This is a genomic window from Paraburkholderia oxyphila NBRC 105797 (assembly GCF_000685075.1).
In the GTDB taxonomy this organism is placed as follows: domain Bacteria; phylum Pseudomonadota; class Gammaproteobacteria; order Burkholderiales; family Burkholderiaceae; genus Paraburkholderia; species Paraburkholderia oxyphila.
On record NZ_BAYD01000181.1, the window covers coordinates 1 to 11775 of the forward strand.

Here is an 11775-nt window from a genome sequence, read left to right on the forward strand (position 1 = left end):
CGCTCTTAACGCCAACGCTTGGGCCGTCTTGCGCCGCATCGTGAGTGCCTTCAGTTGATCGCGTTCCGATCCGCTGAGCACGAGTTCCCTCTTGGGGCGTCCGCTCATCATCGCCTCCTCGCATGAGGTGACACGCTGGACACAACTATAGGATGCTATCAATATTATTCAATGAATTTCTAACTCGGGACACTAGTAAGATACCCTATACATCCCTTTGTTTTTTATACATTAGTATAGGTTTCACCCCCCACACCGGCGAAAGCGCGAATTGCAGGCCGCCGTTGAGCACGACCACGCCGAACGAAGTCGCCGCGGCCATGTGCAGTTGCTTCACCGCGTATAGCGGCATATAGAGCTGGAGGATATACACGCCTACCGTCGATTGCGCGACGATACCCACTGCGAGCAGCAAATCGAGCCAGCGGCGGCCGGCCGGTTCGCTCGTCCCGGCGACCGGCCGCTGCGCGGCCATCGCCTCGCGGTTCGCGAGAAACTCTGGCGTTTCGTCGAGATGCGAGCGAATGTAATAGCCAACCGGCCCAAGCACGAGTCCGAAGAAAAACGGCACGCGCCAGCCCCACGAGGCGAGTTCCGCCGGCGGCAGCCAGAGCGCAAGCAGCGAGCCGAAAGCCGCCGCGAGAATCGCCGCGGCGCCCTGGCTGGCGAATTGCCAGCTAGCGTAATAGCCGCGCCTCGTGCTGCTGTGCTCGACCATGAACGCCGTCGCGCTGCCGAATTCGCCACCCACCGCAAAGCCCTGCACGAGACGCGCGAGCAGGACGAGCAACGGCGCCGCAAGACCGATCGTGGCATACGGCGGCATCACGGCCATCGCGAGCGTGCCCGCCATCATGAGCGCGATGGCGAGCGTCAGTGCGGCCTTGCGCCCTTTCCTGTCGCCATACACGCCTAGCACGATGGCGCCGAGCGGGCGCATCAGAAACGAGATGCCGAACGTGCCGATCGCGAGCAGGGTCGAAAGCCACTCGTCGTGCACGGGAAAGAACTGCTTCGCGATCACGGGCGCGAAATAGCCATAGACGAGAAAATCGAACCATTCGAGCGCATTGCCGATGGACGAGGAGAACACGATTCGACGCACCATCGCGCGCGTGAGCGGCAGCTTCGCGTCCCCAGCCTCCTCCACCTCCACGACATCCGCTACGGACTGCGAACCGCTTCTCATGCCTCGTCTCCCTGCCCTATTGTTTTGCTCTACTCAGCGATTCGACTGGATCGGCCGCTGGCGTTCCAGCACAGGCCGGCCGCGCTGCGCACGCAGCCGGCCCGGCGCACCCTGTGCTCAGAACCCTGCCGCGAGACCGTCGCGCCGCGTATCGCTTGCCGCCACGTAGCCGCGCTCGGGATCGTTGCGATCGAGCTTCCAGATGAACTGGCCGGAGCCGAAGTCCATGTACGGATCGTCGAAGCCCTTGATCTCGTGGCCCCGCGCCTCCAGGGCCTGCGCGACCTGCGGATCGAACGTCGATTCGATATCGACCGTGAAATCGCGGTTCACCTTCCAGCGCGGCGCGTCGCACGCCGCCTGCGGCTGCTGGCCGTAGTCGAGCATGCGCACGACCGTCTGCAGATGGCCTTGCGGCTGCATGTCGCCGCCCATCACGCCGAAGCTCATGACCGCCTCTTCGCGTCCGTCCACCTGCTGCGTGAGGAAGGCGGGAATGATCGTGTGGAACGGACGCTTGCCGCCTGCGACGACATTGGGCGAGGCCGGGTCCATCGAGAACCCGCAGCCGCGATTCTGCAGCGCAATCCCCAGCCCCGGCACCACCACGCCCGAGCCGAAGCCCATGTAGTTCGACTGAATGAAGCTGACCATCATGCCGCGTTCGTCGGCGGCGGACAGATAGATCGTGCCACCCGACCTCGGCATGCCGAAGTCGAAATGCGTGGCGCGCTTCGGGTCGATGAGTTTCGCGCGCGACTTGAGATACGCGTCGTCGAGCATCTGTTCGGGCGTCACTTCCATCGAGCCCGGATCGGACACATAGCGATAGACATCGGCGAAGGCGAGCTTCATCGCCTCGATCTGCAGATGCTGCGATTCGATGCCATCGCGCGGCAACGAAGCGACGTCGAATTGCTCGAGTATGCCCAATGCGATGAGCGCGGCAATGCCCTGCCCGTTGGGCGGAATCTCGTGCACCCGATAGCCGCGGTACGCCTTCGAAATCGGCTCGACCCATTGCGCGCGATAGTTGCGCAAGTCGTCGAGCGTCAGCGCCGCGCCGCCTTCGCGCGCGAACGCAGCGATGCGCTCGGCGATTTCACCTTCGTAGTAGGCACGCGGACCAAGCTCGGCGAGCCGCCGCAGCGTGGCCGCGTGGCCCGGCAGGCACACGCGCTCGCTCACTTCGGGCGCCCGGCCGCGCGGCATGAACGTGTCTGCAAAGCCGGGCTGGTCGCGCAACTCGGGAATGGCGGCCTGCCATTTGCGCGCGACGATCGAAGCAAGGGCGTAGCCGCGCTCGGCAATTTCGATCGCGGGCGCCATCAGATCCGCGAACGGCAGCGAGCCGAACTTCGCGTGCAGCGCTTCCCAGCCGGCAATCACGCCGGGCACCGTGACGGTATCCCAGCCGCGTTTCGGCTGCTTCGCGAGGCCGTTTTCCTCGCCGTATTTGCGCCGGAAGTAATCGGGGTTCCAGGCGTCGGGCGCCGTGCCCGAGGCATTGAGGCCGTGCAGCTGCGTGCCGTCCCAGACGAGCGCGAACGCGTCGCCGCCTAGCCCGCATGACACGGGCTCGACCACGGTGATGGCCGCCGCCGCCGCGATCGCGGCGTCCACAGCATTGCCGCCCTTCCAGAGCATGCGCAGGCCCGCCTGCGCCGCGAGCGGATGCGAGGTCGAAACGATGTTGCGGGCGAACACCGGCAGGCGCGGCGTCGAATAAGGGTTCTGCCAGTCGAAGCGTGTCATGGCGATGTCGGTTGGAATGGTGGAAATGGTCGGAATAACGCAGCCCATGCGGGCCGCGCGGCAAGCCACGCGCCCGCGCAAAACGGGTACACCAGTCAATACGACGATTATCTTGAAGGCTCAAGCGAAAAAATATTAATATTTTGTTTTCGATACTTAAATTTTTCTTCCATGCTTTCCCTGCGCATGCTGCGTACCTTGCAAGCCGTGGCTCGTAGCGGCTCGTTCTCCCTCGCGGCGGAAAAGACCGCGCTCACGCAGGCCGCCGTGAGCCTGCAGATGCGCGGGCTCGAGGAGGCACTGGGCCGGCAGATCTTCGACCGCCGCGCGCGCCAGGTGGCGCTGACGCGCGAGGGCCGGGACCTCTGCGCGAAGGTCGAGCGCATTCTCGAGCTGATCGACGAGCTGCCGGCCCGCGCCGAGGATACGATCCGCGGTTCGGTCATCGTTGGCGCCGTGGTCTCCGTGATCGGCGCGCTCTCGCTCGCTGTGGCGCACCTGAAGACCGGGCATCCCGAGCTCGAAGTGCGGCTCACCTCCGCGCGCTCCGCGGAGCTCGCACACATGGTCGAAGCAGGCGAAGTCGATCTCGCCGTGGTAGTCGGCAATGCGGACGGCACCCTGCACGAGTCGCTCGCGTGGACGCCGCTCTATGAAGAGCCGCTCATGCTGGTGGCAAGCCGCGCCACGGCAGGCGGCGACGCGCGCCGCATCTTGCGCGAACGCGGCTTCCTGCGCTTCGACCGCCGCGTGCCGACGGGCGTGGTGATCGACGAAGCGTTGCGCACGCTCGGCATCAAGCCGCAGGAATATCTGGAGCTGAACTCCATCGAAACGATCGTCTCGCTTGTGCGCAACGACGTGGGAGTGAGCGTGCTGCCGGTCCTCCACAACGGCAACTGGCACGACGATGCAAACCTGCGGCTGATTCCCCTTTGCAATCCACCGTTCATGCGCACGGTGGGCATGATTCATCGCAAGTCGAACAAGCGGACGTTGCTGTTCACTACGCTCGCGGAAATGCTGCGTTGACTTTATCATTAGCGATCCGAATTGATTTGCAACGGATGAAAGCTGATAGGCACCCTGAAAGAGCACCGACATCGTGCATAGGCACTCATGGAACGGTTTCCGACAATCGCTTAAGCTAGCGCCATCCTCCGCCCACACGCTCCATGCAAAGTTCGCCTCGCTCCCGGATGACGAAGCCTGGCCACGGACCCGTCAGCTGGGCGCTGGTCCTGCTGTGCGCCATGGCGCTCGCGGCATGCCAGCTCCCGCCGCCCCGCGAGCGCACGCATTCGGTCGCCCTCACCGCCATGCAGGCGCGCGGCACCGCGCTGGGCGTGGCCATCGAAGGCGCGCTGGCGACGCATCCGGACCTGACCGGCATCGATCCGCTCACGAATCCGCTCGAAGCTTTCGCCTCACGCGTGGATCTCGTGCGCACCGCACAGCGCACGCTCGACGTGCAGTACTACATCTGGCGCAACGACCTCACTGGCACGCTCCTGCTCGAAGAACTGCGCGAAGCCGCTGACCGCGGCGTGCGCGTGCGCCTCCTGCTCGACGACAACGGCGTTCCCCATTCGCTCGACGGCACGCTCGCGGCGCTCGATGCCCATCCGAACATCGAGGTGCGGCTGTTCAATCCGTTCGCTGTGCGCAAGCCGAAGTTCATCGGCTACCTCACGGACTTCTCGCGCCTGAACCGGCGCATGCACAACAAATCGCTGACCGCCGACGGCATCGCCACGATTCTCGGCGGGCGCAATATCGGCGACGAATACTTCGGCGCCACCGATGGCGTCCTCTTCGCCGATCTGGACGTGCTCGCGATCGGCCCGGCGGCCACGGATGTCGCGCAAGACTTCGACCGCTACTGGGCGAGCGCGCCGGCATGGCCCGCGCATGAGATCCTGCCTGCGCCGCCGCCCGGGGGGCTCGACGCGCTCGACCGCGCGGCGCACGCGGTTCAGGACAATCCCGCTGCCGCGGCCTATAGCGCAACGCTTAACGAGAAGACCGATGTGAACCGGCTGCTGGACGGCACGCTGCCGCTCGAATGGGCCCGTACGCGGCTCGTGAGCGACGACCCCACGAAAGCGCAAGGCAAAGCCGCGCCGGAGTCGCTCGTGCTCAGCCAGTTGCGCGACATCCTCGGCGAGCCCGAGCGCGAGCTCGACCTCGTCTCGCCTTACTTCGTTCCCGGCGAGGTGGGCACGCAGTACTTCACACGGCTCGCGTCGCGCGGCGTGATCGTGCGCGTGCTCACGAATTCGCTCGAAGCCACCGACGTGCTGCCCGTGCACGCCGGCTACGCGCGCCGACGCAAGCCGCTCCTGAAAAGCGGCGTCGAGCTCTTCGAATTGCGCAGGGCCGCTGGCGCGACCGCGGGCAAGGAACAGGCGCCGGGCATGTTCGGCAGTTCGGGCTCGAGCCTGCACGCGAAGACCTTCGCGGTGGACGCGCAGCGCGTCTTCGTCGGCTCGCTCAACTTCGACCCGCGTTCCGCCAACCTGAATACCGAACTCGGCCTCGTGATCGAAAGCCCGGTGCTCGCGAGCCGCATCGAATCGGCGTTCTGGACCCAGGTGCCTCAACTCGCCTATCAGGTGAAGCTCGCCCCCGACGGCTCGCTCTACTGGATCCGCCAATCCGGCAATAACGTCATCCGCTACGACACGGAACCGAACTCGCGCTGGAGCACGCGCCTCGCGGTCTGGTTCTTCTCCATCCTCCCCATCGAGTGGCTGCTGTAAGCGCCACTGCGCATTTTTTTCCGAAACGAAACTCGCGCCCCCAGCGCGCTGCGCCCGGGTAATTCCCGATTCCCTCAAAGTTGTCTATACAAGAATATCGGACAATCTCATCGTCCGCACCTGCGGGCGCCCTGTCTGCTTATCGAAATCGGAGCCGCCCGTGGCCATTCCCGAATCCGTCGTCAAGCTCGAGCCCGAAGGCCGCAAATTGCTCGAAACGCGTTCCATCGACTACATCCCCGACGCCGAACGCCACGGCAGCCTGTTCAGCCAGTTCACGCTGTGGCTTTCGGCCGATCTGCAGGTCACCGCGATCATCACCGGGGCGCTGGCCGTCGTGCTCGGCGGCGACGTGTTCTGGTCGCTCATTGCGCTGTTGATTGGACAACTCGTGGGCGGCACGGTCATGGCCTTGCACGGCGCGCAGGGGCCGCAACTCGGGCTGCCCCAGATGATTTCCAGCCGCGTGCAGTTCGGCGTTTATGGCGCGGCCATTCCCATCGTGCTCGTCTGCATCATGTATGTGGGCTTTTCGGCGAGCGGCACCGTGCTCGCGGGCCAGGCGACCGCCCGGTTGCTGAACGTTTCCGATACGACCGGGATTTGCCTGTTCGCGGCGCTGATCGTCGTGCTGACGATCCTCGGCTACCGCTCGATTCACTTCGTGGGCCGCATTGCGAGCGTGATTGGCGTGCTCGCGTTCGTCTACATGTTCGGGCAGCTCTTTGCGCATCACGACGTTGGCGCCCTGCTCGCCAACCGCCACTTCTCGATGGCGAGCTTCCTGCTTTCCATGTCGCTTTCCGCCTCGTGGCAAATCGCGTTTGGCCCTTACGTCGCCGACTATTCGCGCTACCTGCCGCGCTCGACTTCGCCTGCGAAGACGTTTTTGGCCGTCGGCCTCGGCTCCGTGATCGGCGCACAGGCCGCGATGGTGTTCGGCGTATTCGCCGCGGCGCTCGCCGGGCACGCGTTCGCGCATCACGAAGTGGCCTATATCGTCGGCCTCGGCGCGAGCGGCGCGGTCGCGGCCATGCTGTATTTCAGCATTGCGTTCGGCAAGCTCACCGTCACCACGCTCAACGCCTATGGCAGCTTCATGTCGATGGCGACGGTCGTCAGCGCGTTTCGCGCGCGGCGCGCGATCTCCACGCGCCACCGCCTCGTCTATATCGTCGGCATGGTGGGGCTTTCGACGCTGGTCGCGCTTGCCGGGCGCCATTCGTTCCTCAAGGAATTCACGGCGTTCATCCTGTTCCTGCTGGCATTCTTCACGCCGTGGAGCGCCATCAATCTCGTCGATTACTACTGCTTCACGCAATCGCGCTACGACGTGCCCGCGCTCTCCGACCCCAACGGGCGCTATGGCCGCTGGAACGTGAAGGCCATCGCCATCTACGTGCTGGGCGTGATCGTGCAGTTGCCATTCATGTCCACGAGCTTCTATACGGGTCCGTTCGTGGACGCGCTGGGCGGCACCGATATCTCGTGGATACTCGGGCTCGTCGTGCCGGGCGTGGTCTACTACGTCACCCTGCGCAGCGCTCCGCAGGCCATTCCCGATCGCCTGATTCTGCCGGTCGAGCAAGAGTGATGCGCCGCCGGCGCAGTGCGCGATCGGCGCACTGCGCACCATCTCTTTGAATGCCTTGAAATGAAAAATGGCTCTGGATGAACAATCCAGAGCCATTTTTATTGCGCGCAACGCGCGCAATCTCGTGGACTTCGCGTCTTCAGGCCGCGACGGCGTTCAGCGCCTTCACGGCATCGAGCGCGCCGCCCACCATCTCGCTCAGCGTCGGCTCGACCTTCTCCGCGAGCGCGGGCGCGTAATCGAACGGAGCGTGCTCGTTCATATAGGTGGACTGGCACATTTCGAGCTGAATGGCGTGCACGCCATCGACCGGCGCGCCGAAATGGCGCGTGATATAGCCGCCCTTGAAGCGCCCGTTCGCCACCCATGTATATGCACTGCCCGCAGCCGCCTGCTCGACGCGCGCCTGCACCGACGCGTGCGCGGTGCGGCCTTCCTGCGTGCCGATATTCAGGTCCGGCAGCTTGTCTTCGAACAGACGCGGCAACACGCTCGCGATCGAATGCGCTTCCCAGAGCAGCACGTTCGCGTGCTGGCTGCGCAGGCGCTGCAGTTCGGCACGCAGCGTGTCGTGATACGGCTGCCAGTAAGCGGCCACGCGGCGCTGACGCTCGGCGGCGTCGGGCGCGCAGCCCTCACGGTAGAGCGGCTCGCCACGAAACGTTTCGGTCGGGCACAGCGACGTGGTCGTCTGGCCCGGATAGAGACTTTCGTCGTTCGGCGGACGGTTCAGGTCGATCACGTAGCGCGACACGCGCGCGCCCAGAATCGTCGCGCCCAGCGCCTTCGCGAAAGCGTAGAGGCGGTCGAGATGCCAGTCGGTATCGGCGAGGCTCAGGGCGACATCCGTATATTGCCCGCGCAGCGCCTCGGGAATGGACGTGCCCAGATGCGGAATCGAAATGAGCAGGGGCGCGTCGCCCCGCTCGAGTGTGTAGAGATCGGTCATGAGTCGGTCCATTCAATAGATTACGGCGCACATTGTCGTGCTCGCGGCGCTTACGCGTCGGCCAGCAGGCGTGCGAGCGTCTTGCGATAGTCCGCGTAGAGGCGTTCCTCCGCACGATGGCGCCGGCCTTCGACCACTTTCTCGCCGCCAGTGTAGACGTCGAGCACGGGCGTTTCGCCGTGTTCGCAGAACACCACCGAAGAGAGCCACGTTTGCGGCGTCTTTTCCGCGAGATCGGGATGTTGCGGATCGAGCACGATCCAGTCGGCACGCGCGCCCACTTCGAGCGCGCCCACCGCGCGGCCAGCCGCGCGTGCGCCGCCCGCGAGCGCGGCGGTATAGAGCCGGTCCGCCACGTTTGCCGACTGCGGCGCGGCCAGCACGTTGCGCTCGCGCCTCACGAGACGCTGGCCGTATTCGAGCAGGCGCAATTCCGAGCGCCAGTCCACGCCGATATGGCTGTCCGAGCCCACACCGAACACGCCCTGCGCCTCGAGGTAATCGTGCGCCGGGAAAATGCCGTCACCGAGATTCGCTTCCGTGGTGAGGCACAGCCCCGCCACCGCGCCGCTCTTCGCGAGCGCCTGGGTCTCCTGCGCGTCGACGTGCGTCGCATGCACGAGACACCAGCGCGCGTTCACGTCGAAACGGTCGAGCAGCCATTGCACGGGACGAGCCCCCTCGGTCTCGACACAGGCATCGACCTCGGCGGTCTGCTCGGCGATATGGATATGCACCGGCGCACCGGGCAACAACGCATCGAGCCCTTCGAGCAGCGTGCGCAACGATGCCTGCGAGACCGCGCGCAGCGAATGCGGCGCCACGCCGTAGCGCAATGCGCCGTGCTCGGGCCGCTCGCCGCGCACCGTCTCGATGATCGAGAGCAGTTGCTCAGGCGTGTTGATGAAACGGCGCTGGTCGTCGCGCGGCGGGCGCGAGCCGAAACCGCTGTATTGATAAAGCACCGGCAGCATCGTCATGCCGACGCCGGTCTCGCTCGCGGCGTCCACCACGCGCTGCGCAAGCTCGGCCGGATTGGCATAGCGTTGGCCGTCGTGCGCGTGATGCACGTAGTGGAATTCGCAGACCGACGTATAGCCGGCCTTGAGCATCTCCACGTAGAGCCAGCGCGCGATGGCGCCGAGGTCGTCCGGCGTGATGCGCGCGGCGAAGCGATACATCAGATCGCGCCAGCTCCAGAAGCTGTCGGTGGGGTTAGCGCGGTATTCGGTCAGGCCGGCCATCGCGCGCTGGAACGCGTGCGAATGAAGATTAGGCATGCCTGGCATGACCGGGCCTGCCGCCTGCGCAACCCCTGCGGGCGCGGCGGGAAGATCGGCCTGGACGCGTTGCAGGGTGCCCGTAGCGTCCCATTCGAGCAGCACGTTGCGGCGCCACCCTTGCGGCAGCCAGGCGTGCGCCGCGAACAGCGCGCGAGAGTTGGAATTCATGTTCGATGCCTGATTCATGCGTTCAAATCGTGTTCAAACGACGCTCGAAGACGGTCTTGCCGCCGCGCACGACGCGCGCGCAAAGCGGCCGGCCGATCCAGTAAGCGAGCTCCGCGAGCGACTGCACGTCCCACACCGCGAAGTCCGCCGGGCGTCCTTCGGCGAGCGTGCCGTGGCGCTCGGCATCGCCGAGCGCACGCGCCGCGTGTTGCGTCACGCCTTGCAGCACTTCGGGCACGGTCATGCGGAACAGCGTGGTCGCCATGTTCATCATGAGCAGCAGCGAAGTCGTCGGAGACGTGCCGGGATTGCTGTCCGTCGAAATCGCGATCGGCACTTCGTAGCGGCGCAGCAATTCGAGCGGCGGCAACTGCGTCTCGCGAATGAAATAGTAGGCTCCGGGCAACAGCACCGCGACGCTGCCCGCGGCTTTCATCGCCGCCACGCCCGCCTCGTCGAGAAACTCCAGATGGTCCGACGACAAGGCGCCATAGCGCGCGGCCAGTGCCGCGCCGCCGCTGTTCGACAATTGCTCGGCGTGCATCTTGACCGGCAGATTGCGGCGCGCGGCCGCTTCGAACACGCGCTCGCTCTGCGCGATCGAAAAGCCGATGCGTTCGCAGAAGACGTCCACGGCATCGACGAGGCCTTCGTCAGCCAGGGCGGGCAGCATGCGCTCGCACACTTCGTCGATATAGTCGTCGGCGCGGCCCGCGAATTCGGGCGGCAACGCATGCGCGCCGAGGAAGGTCGTGCGCACCGTGACCGGATAGCGCTCGCCGAGCTGGCGCGCGACGCGCAGCATCTTGCGCTCGGCGGCGAGTTCGAGGCCGTAGCCCGACTTGATCTCGACGGCGGTGACGCCTTCGGCGAGCAGCGGCTCGAGGCGCGCGGCCGATTGTGCGTAGAGTTCGGCTTCGCTCGCGGCACGCGTCGCGCGCACCGTCGAAACGATGCCGCCGCCGTTGCGCGCGATTTCTTCGTAGCTCACGCCCGCGAGGCGCTGCGCGAACTCGTCGGCGCGCTGGCCGCCGTACACGAGGTGCGTGTGGCAATCCACGAGACCCGGGGTCACCCACGCGCCCCCGAGGTCTTCACGCGGCCACTGCGCGAATTGCGCCGGCAAGGCCGACGCCGCGCCAAGCCACGCGATCTTGCCGTTCTCGACGGCGATTGCGGCGTCTTCGATGGTGTCGCGCGGGTCGCCCTGCGCGCACAGTTTCAGGTGATGCCAGACAGTCTGGTTCATGGAGATTGCGCGGGGCTGCAAAGCGCCGCGTCGCTATCAATCAGGTTCTCAATCCGCGTGCGCGTTCACGATGTCCAGCGCGATGGCGAGCAGCGCGCCCTCGCCTTGCGTCTCGATTCGAACGGCGCGTCCCGAATCCGCTGCAGCGGTGGTGTCGACGCGCAGCGTATCACCGGCGGCGAGCCGCGTGGGCTCGCCGCCATTCACGCATACGTTCACTGCACCCTGCGCGCAATAGAGCAGCACCGTGTCGGCTTCGATGCGGCGCGCCACATTATCACGCCACACCTCGAACGACGCGCGCGCCGCGTCGCGTCGCACCATCAGGTTGAAGTCGCGCGTGGGGCCGTCGACGAGGCGCGCGTCGATCGGCGCTTCGCCATCGAAGCGCGCGACATCGAGCGCGCGCGTGAGCGTATGCGTGCGCACGAGCGCCCCGCCGGAGGGCGCGCCGCCAGAGGGCGCACCGCCATCGGCCGCCATCTCGTCGAGCACCATGCCGGCGCCTTCGAGCAGCACCAGCGTGCGCGCCACGCCCTCGAAGCGCGAAAACGGACCCGCTTGCGCGACGTCCGCTACGCTCACGCGCCACGCGAACGCGTCCAGCGCCGCGCCGGGTGCCGAATTGGGCACCGCTTTGGGCACATAGGCGACCGCGATCTCCCGCGTGACGCCGCCGCCGTTCTTCCACGGCGACGCCACGAGATCGGCGCCGCGCAGCAGCGTGAGCTGCGCGGTACCCGTTTCGTGGGCCTGACTCATCGGCCCAGCATCGGCAGCTTGAGCCCAGCTTCGCGCGCCGTCTGCTGCGCGAGCTCGTAGCCGG

At 65.9% G+C, this 11775-nt stretch carries 8 protein-coding genes and 1 pseudogene; 3 read left to right on the forward strand and 6 right to left on the reverse strand.

Annotated elements, in window-relative coordinates; all coding sequences use genetic code 11:
- Nucleotides 1-247 precede the first annotated feature (247 nt).
- Together BO1_RS55715 and BO1_RS46600 are read right to left on the reverse strand one after the other, a co-directional pair.
- Nucleotides 248-1108 (reverse strand): annotated as a pseudogene (locus BO1_RS55715) (MFS transporter); the annotation flags it as partial.
- 198 nt (nt 1109-1306) lie between these two features.
- Nucleotides 1307-2944: a gamma-glutamyltransferase family protein gene (locus BO1_RS46600; protein WP_028223437.1), complete on the reverse strand. Its 1638-nt coding sequence runs from the start codon at nt 2942-2944 to the stop codon at nt 1307-1309.
- A gap of 171 nt (nt 2945-3115) precedes the next feature.
- On the opposite strand from BO1_RS46600, the gene BO1_RS46605 reads away from it, so the two are divergent.
- The 3 genes from BO1_RS46605 to BO1_RS46615 all read left to right on the forward strand — a co-directional run bounded on the left by BO1_RS46605 (nt 3116) and on the right by BO1_RS46615 (nt 7300).
- Complete coding sequence (locus BO1_RS46605) at nt 3116-3976, forward strand: LysR family transcriptional regulator (protein WP_028223438.1); 861 nt, start codon at nt 3116-3118, stop codon at nt 3974-3976.
- Between the two features lie 167 nt (nt 3977-4143).
- A complete protein-coding gene (locus BO1_RS46610; protein WP_028223439.1) occupies nt 4144-5706 on the forward strand; it encodes a phospholipase D family protein in 1563 nt (520 codons plus the stop codon).
- Between the two features lie 208 nt (nt 5707-5914).
- Nucleotides 5915-7300 carry a purine-cytosine permease family protein gene (locus BO1_RS46615; RefSeq protein WP_028223440.1) on the forward strand — a complete coding sequence of 462 codons (1386 nt, stop codon included), beginning with the start codon at nt 5915-5917 and terminating at the stop codon, nt 7298-7300.
- 139 nt (nt 7301-7439) lie between these two features.
- Here BO1_RS46615 and hutG read toward each other — a convergent pair whose 3' ends face one another.
- From hutG to BO1_RS46635, 4 genes are read right to left on the reverse strand one after another with little or no spacing between them, the layout of a single operon-like run.
- The gene (gene hutG, locus BO1_RS46620) at nt 7440-8249 is read right to left on the reverse strand and encodes an N-formylglutamate deformylase (protein WP_028223441.1); all 810 of its coding nucleotides are present in this window, start codon (nt 8247-8249) and stop codon (nt 7440-7442) included.
- A gap of 50 nt (nt 8250-8299) precedes the next feature.
- On the reverse strand, nt 8300-9700 hold the full coding sequence (locus tag BO1_RS46625) for a formimidoylglutamate deiminase (RefSeq protein WP_028223442.1): 1401 nt from the start codon (nt 9698-9700) through the stop codon (nt 8300-8302).
- 22 nt (nt 9701-9722) lie between these two features.
- Nucleotides 9723-10949, reverse strand: coding sequence for an imidazolonepropionase (gene hutI, locus BO1_RS46630; protein WP_028223443.1), 1227 nt, complete (start codon nt 10947-10949; stop codon nt 9723-9725).
- A 48-nt stretch (nt 10950-10997) separates the two neighbouring features.
- Nucleotides 10998-11711, reverse strand: coding sequence for a HutD/Ves family protein (locus BO1_RS46635; protein ID WP_028223444.1), 714 nt, complete (start codon nt 11709-11711; stop codon nt 10998-11000).
- Nucleotides 11712-11775 lie beyond the last annotated feature (64 nt).